Raw genomic sequence first — 13,937 nt, forward strand, 5'->3', positions numbered from 1 at the left:
TGTTGCGGAGCGCTTGTGCTGGCGCGTGCGCTCAGGCCGGCGCCGCTTCGCGCCCGGCCGCCACCCACTCGCGCACGGTCTCGACGAACTGCCGCAGCGCCGCCGGCGGATACCGGTTCGCCGGATTCGACAGCCGATCTGGCACGAATTGATCAGCGGAATCAGGGACAATCTTCACGTCGCCTTAAGTTTGCGTTTCCTAGAATCGATTTGAACGTCGCTCTTCCTGCGACGGACCGATTCGTCCAGGAGGATGCGCATGCCAAACCCCCGTGTCGCTGTAGCCCTGTTTCACGAACGCGTCGGCACGTCGCCGCTGACGGCGCAACTGCTCAAGGGCTGCCCATGATGTGGCCGAACGCGTGGCGTGTCTCGGCACTGTTCGTGCGCGAGTGGGTCGGCCGTCCGGCCGCGGTGGGTGCGTTGTGCCCGAGTTCGCGGCAGCTGGCGCGCGAGATGGCCGACGCGGTGCCGGACGGCGACGGCCTGGTCGTCGAGCTCGGCGGCGGCACCGGCGCGATTACCGCGGCGTTGCTCGAACGCGGCGTCGCGCCAAGGCGGCTCGTCGTGGTCGAGCGTTCGCCTGCGTTCGTGCAGCATCTGCGGCGACGCTTTCCGGGCATCTCGATCGTGTCGGGCGACGCGCGGCAACTCGAGCGGCTGCTGCCGCCCGAGGCGCGCGTCGACGCGATCGTGTCGTGCCTGCCGCTGCGCACGCTGCCGCGCCAGGACGTGACGGCCATCGTCGCCCAGTGCCATCGCGTGCTGTCGGCCGACGGCGTGATGATCCAGTTCACGTACGACCTGCGGCCGCCCGGCCGTCATCCGCTGGGCGATTCGGCATTTGTTGCCTGCGCCAGCCGGATCGTGTGGGCAAATATTCCGCCTGCGCGCATCGTGACCGTGCGCAGCAGCACTGCCGAACACGCGAAATGACACCGCTGCGTGCGAGGCGCCCGGCCATGGCGCCTCGCCATTTCCTTTCATAATTCCTTCCACGCCTTCCAATTACCATTCACATTGCCGTCACATCAGGTTCCTACCATCGCCTTTCATTTCGAAAGCATCAATGGCGGGGGGAACCGGCAACATGAATCGAATCAAACTGGCGGCGCTGCTGTGTGCCGGCGCCTTTGCACTGGCCGGATGCGGCAGCGACGACGGCCCGACCAGCACGGCGCCCGGCCCTGCGAAGCCGCTGGCTGCGCGCAACGTGATCTTTTTCCTCGGCGACGGCATGGGGATGACGACGCTGACGGCCGCGCGCATCTTTGCGGTCGGTGAAGACGGCGCGCTGACGATCGACACGCTGCCCGAATCCGCGTTCGTGAAGACCTATTCCAACGATGCGCAGGTGACGGACAGCGCGCCGTCGATGTCGGCGTACATGACCGGCGTCAAGACCAACAACGAAGTGATCTCGATGTCGCCCGACACGAAGGCGATCGAGCCGACCGCCGGCCTCACCGGCAACTGCGGCGCGAACAACGGCAAGTCGGCAACGACGCTGCTCGAGATCGCGAAGGCGCAGGGGCTGGCCACCGGTGTCGTGACGACCACGCGGGTCACGCACGCCACGCCCGCCGCGACCTATGCGCACGTGTGCCATCGCGACGCCGAGAACGACATCGCGGCGCAGCTCGTGCCGGGCGGCGCCGGCTACAACGGCGCGCTGGGCGACGGCGTCGACGTCGTGCTCGGCGGCGGCACGCAATTCTTCGTGCCGAAGGACGGCGGCGGCAAGCGCACCGACGGGCGCAACCTGGTCAACGAGCTGAAGGCGAAGGGCTATGCGTTCGCGCAGAACCGCGACGACCTGCTGGCCGCCGATGCGACGAAGGGCGGCAAGCTGGTCGGCCTGTTCTCGTCGAGCCACATGAGCTACGACCTCGATCGCGGCGCGACGAAGGAGCCGAGCCTCACCGACATGGCGACGCGCGCGCTCGACGTGCTGCAGAAGAACCCGAACGGCTATTTCCTGATGGTCGAAGGCGGCCGGATCGACCACGCGCTGCACGACACCAATGCGAAGCGTGCGCTGCAGGACACGGTCGCGTTCGACAACGCGATCAAGGCGACGATCGACAAGGTGCGCAAGACCGATCCCGACCTGAAGAACACGCTGATCGTCGTCACGGCCGATCACGATCACACGCTGGTGCTGAACGGCTATGCGGCGCGCACCGGCAAGACCGAGGCGGGCAAGCCCGGCGTGCTGGGTGTGCTGCGCAGCTACCAGACGGGCGCGATCGCGAAGGACGCGGACGGCGCGCCGTACACGATCATCGGCTTCGGCAACGGCGAGAACCGCGTGCAGGGCAGCCGCGCGGGCACGGCACTCACCGACGCGGTAACGGGCGCCGACGACTATCGCCAGGAGGCGGTCGTGCGCATGGACAAGGGCAGCGAGACGCACGGCGGCACCGATGTGTTCCTCGGTGCGATCGGCCGCGGCGCGGATGCGTTCCACGGCGTGATCGAGAACAGCAAGGTCTTCGAGCTGGTGCGCAACGCGGTGCAGCTGTGAGCGCCGACCATACGGGTACAGGGGAATACAGGATGTCGACCATCAAGTGCATCGCGGCGGCGCTGGCCGTCGCGGGTTTCGCATGCGGCGCGGCGCAGGCTGCCGGCCAGGCGAAGAACGTGATTTTCTTTCTCGGCGACGGCATGGGGCCGACGACCGTGACGGCGAGCCGGATCTACAAGGTCGGCGAGTCGGGACAACTGACGATGGAGAAGCTGGCCCGCACCGCGCGCGTCAAGACCTTCTCGAACGACGCGCAGACGACCGACAGCGCGCCGTCGATGGCCGCGTACATGACCGGCGTGAAGATGAACAACGAAGTGCTGTCGATGTCGTCCGACACGCGCGCGGTCGCGCCGGGCAACGATGCGAACGGCAACAAGACCGTCAACAACTGCGCGCCGGGCAACGGCCAGCCGGTCGCGACGCTGCTGGAGCTGGCGAAGGCGCGCGGCAAGGCGGTCGGCGCGATCACGACGACCGAGCTCACGCACGCGACGCCTGCCGCGACCTATTCGCACATCTGCCATCGCGACGCGCAGTACGACATCGCCGCGCAGGCCGCACCGGGCGGCGCAGGCTACAACGCGGCGCTCGGCGACGGCGTCGATGTGCTGATGGGCGGCGGCCGCAACCACTGGACGCCGTTCGATCCGGTGGCGAACAAGCGCGGGCGCGCGGACGGGCGCAACCTGCTCAACGAGATGAAGGCGAAGGGCTATACGGTCGTGGCGTCGAAGGATCAGCTCGCCCAGGCCGGCAACGGCAAGCTGATCGGCCTGTTCAGTTCGACGAGCCATCTCGAGTACGAGCTGGATCGCGTGGCGGGCAAGGGCGAAGGGCCGTCGCAGCCGAGCCTCGCCGAGATGACGTCGAAGGCGATCGACGTGCTGTCGAAGAATTCGAACGGCTATTTCCTGATGGTCGAGGGCGGCCGGATCGATCACGCGCTGCACGGTACCAACGCGAAGCGCGCGCTGGAGGACACGGCAGCGTTCGACGAAGCGATCCGCACCGCGCTGTCCAAGGTCGACCTGTCGAACACGCTGATCGTCGTGACGGCCGACCACGACCACACGATGACGATCAACGGCTATTCGAAGCGCGGCAACCCGATTCTCGACATCAGCCGCAACTACCGCGATGGCCAGCCGAGCAAGGACGCCGACGGCAATACCTACACCACGCTGGTATTCGGCAACGGCGCGAACCGGCCGAACGTGCGCGCGTCGGTCGATTCGGCCACGGCGACGAACGACGCGTATCTGCAGGAAGTCGGCGTACGGATGGGCAGCGCGGGCTCGGAGACGCACGGCGGCGGCGACGTGATGCTGTTCGCCGACGGCGCGGATGCGAAGGCGTTCAAGGGCACGATCGACAACACGAAAGTGTTCGGTCTCGTGCGCTCGGCGTTCGGTTTCTGAATCCGTTGATTTCATGACGAACGGGAACGCCCGATGAAACGCCAGCTTCTCTGTGCGCTCGCTTGCGGGTGGGTTGCGCTGCCGGCCCTTGCTGCGGCCGATCTCGACGCCGTGCTGCTGCACGAGAGCCGCACGGTGACGGCCGATGGCGTGACGCGCACGACGATGTATCGCGAACGGATGGTGCGGCGCGACGGGCACGTGTGGGTCGAACGCGTGCTGCCCGTCGCGGCGGCAGGCGGTCACGGCGACGATCACGACCATGACCACGACGCGGGCGGTGTGCGCGAGGCCTCGCCGCGCGCCGGCGTGCAGCCGGCCGCCGCGCACGCGGGCCACAAGCATTTCAATTTCCAGGCAGCCGCGCGGCACGTGACGTACGACGGCAAGACGGCGCGTATCGAGTACGTGGACGCGGCGAACCGGACGGTCGTCAGTGTGCCGCCGGCCGAATACGAAACCACGGGCTTCGACGGCTCGTGGGACAACGCGTACTACGTCACGCCGCCGTCGCAGTTGAAGCGGCTCGCGGTCGCGAAGCGCGGCGACGCGCCCGGCACCCGCCGGTACGAGCAGGCAGTCGACACGCCCGGCGCGCGCGGCGTGAACCGGATCCTGTGGAGCGAGAAGCTGCAGGCGCCGCTGTCGGTCGAATACCGGAGTGCCGACGGCCGCGTCGTGCGCAAGCTGACGCTGACACCGGCGCCGGCGCCGGCGCCGGCGCCGGCCGCGCGGCGCGAGACGTTGCCGTGGCAGACGCTCGCCAGCTATACGCGCAAGGAATACGCGGATTATCTCGACTGATCGGCGATTTCGACCGTTTGTACGCGGGGCTTGCGGTCAGGCTGGCCGGTATCGCTGTGCGATACGGCCGGGCCCTGGCCGGTTTTTTCGCGGCTCCCCTGCAGCGATTGCCGATGACGCGCTAGAAGCGCGCGCCGTCCGGCACGCGCGCTGAAGGCCGCGACGCGATCCGCTTGATGAAGCGGTCGAGCGGTGTTGCATAGCCGCGCGCGATCACCGCGCTCAGTGCTGCCGACAACGCCAGATACGCAATCAGCAACAGCAACTTCGTGTCGCCATGCGTGGCCGACGGTGGCCAGAACGTGCGCAGCCCGCCGAGCACGATCAGGTGGAACAGGTACAGCTCGTAGCTGAGCTTGCCGGCCCGGTGCAACGGCGCGAGCAGGTGGCCATGGGCGCGCACGCCATTGACGTGTGCGCCCATCAGCAGCACGGCGGTGCCGAGCGCCATCGCGGATACGCCGATCACATGGCTTTCCGCGATCGGCCAGGCCAGATAGAGCGCGGCCATCGCTGCCGCGACGGGCCACTGCACGAACGGTACGGCCAACCGCTGCCAGTTCATGCGTTCGGCCAGCAACGCGGTGCAGCAGCCGATCGCGATCCCGTCGAACGACGCGAAGTATGCATAGAGGAACCCGCCTTCGTCGCCGGCGTGCGTGAAGCGGTACACGGGCCCGATCGCGGCGATGACCACCCAGAACGCGACCAGCCGCGCATCGCGGCGCAGCGCGATGCACAGCAGCGGAAACGACAGGTAGAACACCTCTTCGACCGACAGCGACCACAGCACGCCGAGCGCGTAGTTGACCCACCCGCAGGCGCCGATCAGCACGTTCATCCAGAACGTCAGCGATGCGAGATTCACGAGCCAGAACGACACGGCGATGCCTTGCGGCGCATGGTTCTGGAAGATCGGCACGTCGGCCGCCGCGAGGCCGTTGACGAGCGCGAGCAGCAGGAGCAGGCACGGGACGATGCGCGCGACGCGCGACACGTAGAACGCGCGCACGTCGACCGCGCCGAGGCTGCCCCAGCGGCGCCGCGCATTCGACGTGATCAGGTAGCCGGAGATCACGAAGAACATCGTCACGCCGTAGTTGCCGTTGCGCGCCACTGCATGCACCGCGTCCCAGCCGAATACGTGCGCGAGCGACGTGTCGCGCAGCGAGTAGGGGATGTTGAAGTGATGCAGCAGGACGAGCACGATCGACACGCCGCGCAGCAGGTCGATCCGCGCGTTGCGCGGGCCGGTGCTCATTGCGGGCTGCCTGGTTCGGCGAGGGCGGGCAGCGTCGCCAGGAACGTATCGCGGGAGCGCATGCCTGCATTCGGCGCTTGCTGCTTGTCGTCCTGGATCAGGTTCGCGAACACGAGCGTGCGCGGCCCTTTCGTCGCCCAGCCGACGAACCACCCGTACGCATGCTCTCCGTCGTACTTGAGGCCCGGCGAGCCGGTGCCCGTCTTGCCGTGCACGATCCAGCCGCCCGGCCGTGCGTCGAGCAGCGTGATGCGTTCGGTCATGTCGTACGCGTGCGCGCTGACGGGCAGCGTCCGGTGCACGATCTTGCGCATGAACGAGACCTGCTCGAGCGGCGAGATCTGCAGCGACGAGTTGGCCCACGCACCCATCACGCCGCTCAGCTCGCCCTGCTTGCTGGTGACGTCGGCGTTGCCGTAGCCGAACGCACTCGTGTACTGCTGGAAGCGTGCCTGACCGAGCGCCTTCGCGACCTGCTCCGAATACCAGAAGATCGACAGCTTCATCCAGCGTGCCGGGTCGGTCGGCTCGTGCCACGGCGCGCCGCCCCAGTCGGGGTAGCCGGGGTGGAAGTCGAGCGTCGGCGTATGCTCGTCCTTCAGGACGCCGGCGTCGTAGCCCATCAGGCTGATCGCCACCTTGAACGTCGATGCCGACGTCACGCGCGTCGCGCAGTCGCCTTGCTGCACGAGCACCTGGCCGGTGGCGGCGTCGGCGACGACGGTGCAGACGGGATGGGCATGGGAAGACGCGGCGGCCAGGAGGCCGGCGGCGAAGGTGAACAGCGCGCGGCGCCAATGCTTCAAGTGACACTCCTTGTGGGTGCGCGGCCTGCGCGCAGTGTGGGCGGAAGGCAGCAGGCCGTGCGCAATGACGGCGACGCCCGGCATCGAGGATGGTGTGGATGGCGGCCGTCGCGGAGGCTCACAGTGTATCGACGGATCGTCGCGCGTTGACCTGTCACGGTTGACGGGCCATCGCACGATTGTTACCGGCTTCGGCGTTTTCGGCCGATCATGCGTTGCCGCATCCATGAAAAAACCCGCCGGCAGGCGCGAGCCTGCGGGCGGGCAAAGACACCTCGGGCCGACCGGCGCGGGTGTCGCGTGAAGAACGGGGAACCGGGTTGCGTCAGAACTTGTGGCGCAGCGCGACGCGCACGGCCACCGCGCGCGCATGCCGACCGCGCGGCCGGCCGATGCCCGACGCCGCGTTGTGTCCCCCATGCCGTTTTTTGCACGGCCGCCCCGTTTTTTTGCACGACGTTTATGCCGTCTCTTCTAAGCTGGGGATGTGTCGAACAGCCGAGACGGCTTCCGTCCGCTCCATGACCTTCATTCATCCTGTTCCCGCCTTCGACGTCGCCGGCCGCCAGTTGCGCGCGGGCGCACGCAACAACGTCATTCCATTTCCGCCGCCGCGCCCGCGCCTGCAGTTGCCTGTCACGCTGACGGCCGATTCCATCGAACTCGCGCACGCGCGGCTCGCGGCGCTGCTGCATTCCCCGCTCGGCGTGTACGTCGTCAGCGCGCGTGCCGTGCGCGACGTGGTTCACGTCCACTTCGATATCGCGCCGGACGACCTGGATTTCACGTTGCACATGCTGATCGCGCAGCAGGCCGATGCGGTGATCGGGCCCGTCGCGCGCCGCTTGCGCGTCGGGCCGAAGGCGCGGTGAAGCGGGAACGGCTATTGCTCGTTCCTTGAAGGCATGTCCGATCCGCCGCCCGATCGCCGGTCGCCGTGCTGTTCGCCCGCAGGCGGCGGACAGGCGAGCGACACGGCGTGCGCGGCGTCGATCCTGAACACGGAGGGGTCATGGACCTCATGGAAGCAGTGCCTGTCATGCGGCCGGAAAGCCGTCGCGTACGGACGGCGTCGCTGCCGTCGGGCCAGCAGCTCGCGCGTCAGCTCATGACGACGGTGCGCGTGGCCGAAGTGCTGCTGCATCAGGCGATCGTCGTGCCCGGCGGGCATCAGTGGTCGGTCGACACCGAACGGGTCGACGCGGCCGGCGGGCCGCTCGCGGCGTGGGAAACCTGCGTGACCTGGCGGATCGGCAAGGTGTTCGCGTCGACGGTGAGCCCTGCCGCGCGCGTCAACGATCGCGACCAGGTCGCGGTCGAGATCCGGCTCTGCCTGCCCGAACAGGACTATGTGGCCGAGCAGCGCGTGAGCACCTTCGGCCGCCGCCACGGCAACCGCTTCGGCGCGACGCTGTCGGTCGCGTCGGGCGCGCAGTGGGGCTGGCAACGGATCGAGCACGTCGCACCGGAACACGCGCAGGTGCGCGGCGATACGCTCGAAGCGCTCATCGATGTGGTGGCCGCGAACGTCAACGCGGCGCTGGGCGCGGCCGGGTTCGGCGCGACGCGCTGATCACGCGTCGCCGGTCTGCCCGGTCTGCCGCTGCAGGTCTTCCATCAGCTGTTCCGCGAGAAAGTCGCACGGCGGCCGCTTCGATTTCGTGCTGCGCGCGAGGATCAGTTCGAGCGGCGGCAGGTCGGGCAGCCCGTGCGAGCGGCCGAGCATCGACAGTTGCGCGGGAATCGCGCAGCGCGCGAGCGGCGCGACCGCGAGGCCGGCCTCGACCATGCTGAGCAGCCCCAGCAGGCTCGGGCTCTCATAGGAGGTGCGGTACGGCACCTTTGCGCGCTCGAGGCTGCGGATCGCGTTCTCGCGGGCGACGCTGCCCGGCATGAACACCGCGATCGGCAGCGGCCGCTCTTCCCACACGCGCGGCCCGTTCGTCATCGCGGCCCACGCCATCGGCTCGTGGCGGATGAAGTCGCCGGACAGCCCCTTGATGCGCGTACCGCAGACGAGATCGACGGTGCCGTCCTTGATCAGCGGCGCGAGCGCGCTGCTCGGCAGCCCCATCACCTGGATCTCGACCTTCGGGTAGGTCGCCGAGAATTTCTTCAGGACCGACGGCAGCAGCGACGACGCATAGTCGTCCGGCACGCCGATCACGACCTTGCCGGTCACTTCCGGCCGCACCACGGCCGCCCACGCCTCGTCGCGCAGCGCCAGCATTCGTCTGGCGAATCCCAGCAGCACCTCGCCCTCGCGTGTCAGCACGATGCTGCGCGGCTTGCGCACGAACAGCGGCCGCCCGATCGCGTCTTCCAGGCTCTTGATCTGCATGCTGACGGCCGACTGCGAGCGGTTCACGGCCTCGGCGGCGCGCGTCATGTTGCCGGTCTCCGCGACGGCGACGACGGTGGCCAGCACGTCGTGATCGAGCATCTTCATGGGTATCAGGAAAACTGAACGTAACGATCAGCATTATGCGTTTTTATTGTTGCTGTGTGTCTGCCATAGTGCGATCACGCTGACGTTTCGCCCCGAGGGCGGCGCGGCGCCCGGGCCGGTCGATCCGGCATGCAGCACTGAACAGGAAAGCGTGGTGTATCGATGATGGACCATCCGTTGCGCGCCGCACTGGCCGCGGAATTGCATGCCCGGCCGTTCCTGCGGCTCGCCGAAGCCGTGTCGCTCACGCATTACGCGATCTACGCGGACGGCCAGCCCGACATCCACGAAACGCTGCTGCACGCGCTGTGCCGCGACACCGGCATCGCCGCGCCGCACGAAGGCGCGACACACTACGCGGTGCAGTCGCCGAGCGGCTGGCACCTGAAGTGGGAGCGCCATACCGAATTCTCGACCTTCACGTTCGTCGCGCCGCGCCGCGACACCGGCTATTTCGACGATCTCGCGATCGAAGGCATTCCGGCCGCGTGGTTCGCGCGGCTCGCCGGCATCCGCTTCGTCGCGGTGCGCATGGAGCTGCTGACGGGCGCCGCCGCGCGGCTCGTGTGCGGCGACCTGCGCCGCTGGATCGACGGCCCCGCGCTCGTCGGCAGCAACGTGCTCGGCGGCGGCAAGGTGTTCTGCGACTGGCATGTGCGCGACGACGGCTTCATGCGCTTTCTCGTCGTCGACGAGGATTTCCGCGAGGAGCAGGGCGGCCGGCTGCTTCAGCGCCTGTATGAAATCGAAACGTACCGGATGATGGCGCTGCTGGCGTTGCCCGTCGCGCGCCGGATGAGCCGCGAGCTCGACGAGATCCACGCGGCGCTGCACGCACTGATGCAGCGGATGGATGCGAGCGGTACGGACGGCGACGACACGGCGCTGCTCGTCAAGCTCACGCATCTCGCGGTGCGGGTCGAATCGCTGTCGGGATCGGGCGCGCGCTTCAGCGCGTCGCGGGCGTACGAAAAGCTCGTGCTGGCGCGCATCCACGAGCTGCGCGAGGAGCGCATCGAAGGGATGCCGACGATCGCCGAATTCATGGAGCGCCGCTTCGCGCCGGCGATGGAAACCTGCCGCAGCGTATGGGCGCGCCACGAGCAGATCGCCGCGCGGATCGCGCGGGCGGTCGACCTGCTGCGTACGCGCGTGAACCTCGCGCAGGAAAAGGACGTGACGCGCCTGCTGGCGGGCATGGAGCGCACCGCACGCAATCAGCTTCACTTGCAGCACGCGGTCGAAGGGCTGTCGGTGGCGGCCATTTCGTACTACGTGCTGTCGCTCGCGACGGCGGCGTTCAAGGCGCTGCACGTGATGAACCTGCCGGTCGATCCCGAGCTGGCGGAAGGCCTGCTGATCGCGCCGGTCGTGTTCGCGGTGATTCACATCACGCGGCGCACGCGCGCGCAGCTCGCGCGATCGGAGGCCGCGCACGACGGTGTGGCCGTGCACGCGGCAGCGTTGAAGCAAGTCGGTTAGACCATCAAAAGCATAATCAAGGAAAGGAGTGGAGATGACTTTTTCGCAGAATCAAGCGGGGTTTTACAGCGGTTTCGATGCGGCGTTCGACGAGCCGGCATCGGACGATGCCGGTGTGCAGGAAGCGGCGCGCGTGACGTCGTATCAGGCCGTTCTGCAGGAACCGATGACGTCGCTCGTCGGGAATACGCTCGATCGGCCGGATGTCGCTGCAGTGGCGATTCTCGGGTACAACTGACGCGATTTCTTGCCCCGATCCCCGGGGCAATCCCGGCGTTCATCGCCCGGCCGTCCTGGGGCGTGCCGGGCGTGGTTCCCCTTCCTTTTTCCCTTTCCCCGCCTGCTGCGCCAACGCCAGCTCGACGAACGCACGCGCGGCCGCGCTCCGGTACGCGCCCTTGCGCTGCAGCAGCACGGCGGTGCGCCGCAGGCCGGCCTTGCGTTTACCGGCGAGCGCATGCCGGCGGTTCACGACGAGCGCGAGCGTTTCGACCAGCAGCGTTTGCGCTTCGATATCCGCCGTCTGCACTTCGTCGAACGCAATGCCGACATCGAGCTCGTCGTCGACGAGCAGCGCCTCGATGCGTTCCTGCGACATCTCGCGTACCGACAGCGACACGTCCGGACAACGCCCGTGAAACGCCTCGACGAGCGGCCCGACGAGATAGCTCGTGAAAGTCGGCGTGACCGCGATCCGCAGCGAGCCGCGGCTGAGGTCCTGCACGTCGTGAATCGCGCGCCGGCCTTCCGCGAGATCGTGCAGCGCCTGCCGCGCATAGCGGAAATACACGTCGCCGGCGTCGGTCAGCCGCGTCACGCGATCCCGAAGGCGGTTCGCGCGCGGTGATCACGCTCGACGGCAAGTATCTGCCGACCAAGCCGTTCTGATGCCGGTGCGGCGCCGCGGCAGCGGTGCCGCGCAGGTTCCCGCCCGACGTGCATCGGCCGCCGGCCGGTGCACGGTCCCGCGATTTCGCTTTCCGTTTCGGCGAGTCGAAGCGGATGACGGTGTGGCCGGGCTTCTCGCTGAAGCGGTACGCGGCGCCGCATCGCCGACATGAAGGCGGCGTTCGCGGTGGCGTGAAGGCAGGCATGGTCGCGAGCGACGTGCGGCCGGTCGATACGTGACAAAGGAAGTGGCGGGCGCGCCAATTCGCTATGCCGGGTGACGCGCTATAGTCGAACGATGCCCGCCCCGGGTGTTGCATGCCCGGTGGCATCTCTCTTCTCGATCGAATCCGCCTCATGACAACGCAACCCGACGTTTTGTTTCAGCTCACCGACACCGAGCAGCCGGCCGCACACGACTTCATCAGCCGCAAGCTCGGCGAATTCAATCATGCGATGACGGGGCGCGCCGACGCGGCGACGCTCGACGTGTACGTCACCGATCCCGCGACCGGCGAGATCGTGGGCGGCCTCACGGGGCGCACGTCGCTCGGCCTCTTCTTCATCGACCTGTTCTACCTGCCCGAATCGCTGCGCGGCGGCGGATTCGGCAGCCGGCTGCTGCACGAGGCCGAAGCCGAAGCGAAACGACGCGGATGCGCGCGTGCGGTGCTCTACACGATCTCGTTCCAGGCACCGGATTTCTACCGGAAGCAGGGTTACGAAGCGTTCGGCGAAGTGCCGTGCGAGCCGGCAGGCACGTCACGCGTGTTCATGGTCAAGGTGCTTTGAACCGGTTCAGCCGGCTCGCGTCGCGCGGCAAGCACGATGCCGCAGCGCGAACACCGGCATCCGGGCGCGGGCTGCGTCGCTGAATGCCCGCTCCGCGCCGGCGGGAACCGCCCCGTGCGAACCCGCACGGGGCGCATTCCATTCGCGTCAGCAATGCTCCAGCGCGTAGGACAGGTCGGCGATCAGGTCGTCCGGATGTTCGAGCCCGACCGACACGCGAATCAATCCTTCCGACACGCCCGCCGCTGCACGCGCATCGGCCGGCACGCCCGAGTGCGTCGTCGACGCCGGATGGCAGATCAGCGACTCCGTGCCGCCGAGACTGACCGCAGACTTGAAGAGCGTCAGGTGGTTGATGAATCTGAACGCCTGCTCGCGGCCGCCATCGAGGATGAACGCGAACGTCGAGCCGGGCCCGCTGCACTGGCGCTGGTAGACGGCCTGGTAGGCCGGATCGTCGATGAGCTCGGGGTGCAGCACGCGCACCGGCCGATGCGGATTGGCGGCGAGCCAGCGGGCGACGGCGCTGCCGCTGCGCGCGGCCTGCTGCATGCGCAGCACGAGCGTTTCCATCGAGCGCGTGATCATCCACGACGAATGCGGGTCGAGCTGCGAGCCGAGCGTGCTGCGGATCGAGCGGATCTTCGTGATCAGGTCGCGGCTGCCCGTGACGCCGCCGGCGACGAGGTCGCTATGGCCACCAATGTATTTCGTCAGCGAGTACACGCTCAGGTCGATGCCTTGCCGCGACGGCTTCTGGTACAGCGGCCCGAGCAGCGTGTTGTCGCAGACCGACAGCGGGCGATAGCCGTGGCGTGCCTCGAATGCATCGATCTCGCTGCGCAGCCCGTCGAGATCGAACAGCGCGTTGGTCGGGTTGGCGGGCGTCTCGATGTAGCACATCCGCACGTTGCCCTTTTGCGCGGCCGCGTCGAGCGCGGCACGGATCGCGCGGGTGGACAGCCCGTCGGCGATCACTTCGGAGCGGATGCCCCACTCGGGCAGGAACTTCGAGATCAGCGTTTCGGTGCCGCCATACAGCGGCACGGACTGGACGACGCAGTCGCCCGGCCGCAGGAACGTCAGCAGGATCGCCGCGATCGCGGACATGCCGCTCGACGTCACGACGGCGGCTTCTGAATCGTCGAGCAGCGCGAGTCGATCCTCGACGATCTCCAGGTTCGGGTGATTGAAGCGGCTGTAGACGAGGCCCGCACTTTCGCCTTCGGGCGAAGGCTTGCGCCCGGCCACGACGTCGAAGAATTCGGCGCCGTCTTCGGCCGTGCGGAACGCGAACGTCGACGTGAGGAACACGGGCGGCTTCACCGATCCTTCCGACAGGAACGGATCGTAACCGTACGACATCATCTGGGTTTCGGGATGGAGTTCCCGGTCTGCAATCTTGCGCTTGTGATAGTTGCGATAGGCCATGCAGTGCTCCGTGCGGGGGGGTGAGGAACGGCCGTTGCAGCGGCGGCATGACGCGCGCGGCGCCGGGTAGGCA

The 13,937-nt window shown here is 67.8% G+C and carries 15 protein-coding genes and 2 pseudogenes; 12 read left to right on the forward strand and 5 right to left on the reverse strand.

The annotated features are described in order from the left end of the window. Positions 1-345: 345 nt before the first annotated feature. The 4 genes from B7G54_RS31090 (at position 346) to B7G54_RS31105 (ending at position 4,755) form a co-directional block, all read left to right on the forward strand. Positions 346-936: a class I SAM-dependent methyltransferase gene (locus B7G54_RS31090; RefSeq protein ID WP_085042574.1), complete on the forward strand. Its 591-nt coding sequence runs from the start codon at positions 346-348 to the stop codon at positions 934-936. A gap of 154 nt (positions 937-1,090) precedes the next feature. Continuing rightward, on the forward strand, positions 1,091-2,527 hold the full coding sequence (locus B7G54_RS31095; RefSeq protein WP_085042576.1) for an alkaline phosphatase: 1,437 nt from the start codon (positions 1,091-1,093) through the stop codon (positions 2,525-2,527). Between the two features lie 32 nt (positions 2,528-2,559). Then, positions 2,560-3,951, forward strand: a complete 1,392-nt coding sequence (locus B7G54_RS31100) for an alkaline phosphatase (RefSeq protein ID WP_085042578.1) — start codon at positions 2,560-2,562, stop codon at positions 3,949-3,951. Between the two features lie 33 nt (positions 3,952-3,984). Further along, positions 3,985-4,755 carry a hypothetical protein gene (locus B7G54_RS31105; RefSeq protein WP_085042579.1) on the forward strand — a complete coding sequence of 257 codons (771 nt, stop codon included), beginning with the start codon at positions 3,985-3,987 and terminating at the stop codon, positions 4,753-4,755. Positions 4,756-4,876: 121 nt separating this feature from the next. Here B7G54_RS31105 and B7G54_RS31110 read toward each other — a convergent pair whose 3' ends face one another. After that, a complete protein-coding gene (locus B7G54_RS31110; RefSeq protein WP_085042580.1) occupies positions 4,877-6,016 on the reverse strand; it encodes an acyltransferase family protein in 1,140 nt (379 codons plus the stop codon). Then, positions 6,013-6,822, reverse strand: a complete 810-nt coding sequence (blaOXA, locus tag B7G54_RS31115) for an OXA-1043 family class D beta-lactamase (RefSeq protein WP_175130436.1) — start codon at positions 6,820-6,822, stop codon at positions 6,013-6,015. Before blaOXA ends, B7G54_RS31110 begins: the two co-directional genes overlap by 4 nt. A 521-nt stretch (positions 6,823-7,343) precedes the next feature. Here blaOXA and B7G54_RS31120 point away from each other — a divergent pair. Next, a complete protein-coding gene (locus B7G54_RS31120; RefSeq protein ID WP_085042584.1) occupies positions 7,344-7,694 on the forward strand; it encodes a hypothetical protein in 351 nt (116 codons plus the stop codon). A gap of 140 nt (positions 7,695-7,834) precedes the next feature. Continuing rightward, positions 7,835-8,395, forward strand: coding sequence for a hypothetical protein (locus B7G54_RS31125; RefSeq protein WP_085042585.1), 561 nt, complete (start codon positions 7,835-7,837; stop codon positions 8,393-8,395). On the opposite strand, the gene B7G54_RS31130 is transcribed toward B7G54_RS31125, so the two are convergent. Then, the gene (locus tag B7G54_RS31130; RefSeq protein WP_011356411.1) at positions 8,396-9,271 is read right to left on the reverse strand and encodes a LysR family transcriptional regulator; all 876 of its coding nucleotides are present in this window, start codon (positions 9,269-9,271) and stop codon (positions 8,396-8,398) included. Here B7G54_RS31130 and B7G54_RS39220 point away from each other — a divergent pair. Genes B7G54_RS39220 through B7G54_RS31140 form a run of 3 tightly spaced genes read left to right on the forward strand, consistent with a single transcriptional unit; the run spans position 9,270 to position 10,991 of the window. Further along, on the forward strand, positions 9,270-9,437 hold the full coding sequence (locus tag B7G54_RS39220; RefSeq protein WP_165765640.1) for a hypothetical protein: 168 nt from the start codon (positions 9,270-9,272) through the stop codon (positions 9,435-9,437). The two genes, B7G54_RS31130 and B7G54_RS39220, sit on opposite strands and share 2 nt — an antisense overlap. Continuing rightward, positions 9,434-10,753, forward strand: a complete 1,320-nt coding sequence (locus tag B7G54_RS31135) for a DUF3422 family protein (RefSeq protein ID WP_085042587.1) — start codon at positions 9,434-9,436, stop codon at positions 10,751-10,753. The genes B7G54_RS39220 and B7G54_RS31135 overlap by 4 nt, the downstream gene beginning before the upstream one ends. A gap of 34 nt (positions 10,754-10,787) precedes the next feature. After that, a complete protein-coding gene (locus tag B7G54_RS31140) occupies positions 10,788-10,991 on the forward strand; it encodes a hypothetical protein (RefSeq protein ID WP_085042589.1) in 204 nt (67 codons plus the stop codon). A gap of 39 nt (positions 10,992-11,030) precedes the next feature. On the opposite strand, the pseudogene B7G54_RS31145 reads toward B7G54_RS31140, so the two are convergent. Further along, positions 11,031-11,573 (reverse strand): annotated as a pseudogene (locus tag B7G54_RS31145) (LysR substrate-binding domain-containing protein); the annotation flags it as partial. Between B7G54_RS31145 and B7G54_RS38335 the strand changes: the two are divergent. The 3 genes and pseudogenes from B7G54_RS38335 to B7G54_RS31155 all read left to right on the forward strand — a co-directional run. Continuing rightward, positions 11,573-11,641 (forward strand): annotated as a pseudogene (locus B7G54_RS38335) (cyanase); the annotation flags it as partial. The pseudogenes B7G54_RS31145 and B7G54_RS38335 overlap by 1 nt on opposite strands. Positions 11,642-11,755: 114 nt before the next feature. Next, positions 11,756-11,881: a hypothetical protein gene (locus tag B7G54_RS40035; RefSeq protein ID WP_279628096.1), complete on the forward strand. Its 126-nt coding sequence runs from the start codon at positions 11,756-11,758 to the stop codon at positions 11,879-11,881. Positions 11,882-11,998: 117 nt separating this feature from the next. Then, the gene (locus tag B7G54_RS31155; RefSeq protein ID WP_085042593.1) at positions 11,999-12,433 is read left to right on the forward strand and encodes a GNAT family N-acetyltransferase; all 435 of its coding nucleotides are present in this window, start codon (positions 11,999-12,001) and stop codon (positions 12,431-12,433) included. Between the two features lie 147 nt (positions 12,434-12,580). On the opposite strand, the gene B7G54_RS31160 is transcribed toward B7G54_RS31155, so the two are convergent. Beyond that, positions 12,581-13,864 (reverse strand): cystathionine gamma-synthase family protein, encoded by a 1,284-nt coding sequence (locus B7G54_RS31160; RefSeq protein WP_085042594.1) that lies wholly within the window; start codon positions 13,862-13,864, stop codon positions 12,581-12,583. Positions 13,865-13,937 lie beyond the last annotated feature (73 nt).

Source organism: Burkholderia puraquae (assembly GCF_002099195.1).
GTDB lineage: Bacteria > Pseudomonadota > Gammaproteobacteria > Burkholderiales > Burkholderiaceae > Burkholderia > Burkholderia puraquae.

Bases quoted from the DNA above. Each gene is read 5' to 3' on its own strand.
- B7G54_RS40035 (WP_279628096.1), top strand. From the start codon at position 11,756: ATGACGGTGTGGCCGGGCTTCTCGCTGAAGCGGTACGCGGCGCCGCAT.
- B7G54_RS31155 (WP_085042593.1), top strand. From the start codon at position 11,999: ATGACAACGCAACCCGACGTTTTGTTTCAGCTCACCGACACCGAGCAG.
- B7G54_RS31110 (WP_085042580.1), bottom strand. From the start codon at position 6,016: ATGAGCACCGGCCCGCGCAACGCGCGGATCGACCTGCTGCGCGGCGTG.
- B7G54_RS31130 (WP_011356411.1), bottom strand. From the start codon at position 9,271: ATGAAGATGCTCGATCACGACGTGCTGGCCACCGTCGTCGCCGTCGCG.
- B7G54_RS31090 (WP_085042574.1), top strand. From the start codon at position 346: ATGATGTGGCCGAACGCGTGGCGTGTCTCGGCACTGTTCGTGCGCGAG.
- B7G54_RS31140 (WP_085042589.1), top strand. From the start codon at position 10,788: ATGACTTTTTCGCAGAATCAAGCGGGGTTTTACAGCGGTTTCGATGCG.
- B7G54_RS39220 (WP_165765640.1), top strand. From the start codon at position 9,270: ATGGGTATCAGGAAAACTGAACGTAACGATCAGCATTATGCGTTTTTA.
- B7G54_RS31095 (WP_085042576.1), top strand. From the start codon at position 1,091: ATGAATCGAATCAAACTGGCGGCGCTGCTGTGTGCCGGCGCCTTTGCA.
- B7G54_RS31125 (WP_085042585.1), top strand. From the start codon at position 7,835: ATGGACCTCATGGAAGCAGTGCCTGTCATGCGGCCGGAAAGCCGTCGC.
- B7G54_RS31135 (WP_085042587.1), top strand. From the start codon at position 9,434: ATGATGGACCATCCGTTGCGCGCCGCACTGGCCGCGGAATTGCATGCC.
- B7G54_RS31105 (WP_085042579.1), top strand. From the start codon at position 3,985: ATGAAACGCCAGCTTCTCTGTGCGCTCGCTTGCGGGTGGGTTGCGCTG.
- B7G54_RS31120 (WP_085042584.1), top strand. From the start codon at position 7,344: ATGACCTTCATTCATCCTGTTCCCGCCTTCGACGTCGCCGGCCGCCAG.
- B7G54_RS31100 (WP_085042578.1), top strand. From the start codon at position 2,560: ATGTCGACCATCAAGTGCATCGCGGCGGCGCTGGCCGTCGCGGGTTTC.
- B7G54_RS31160 (WP_085042594.1), bottom strand. From the start codon at position 13,864: ATGGCCTATCGCAACTATCACAAGCGCAAGATTGCAGACCGGGAACTC.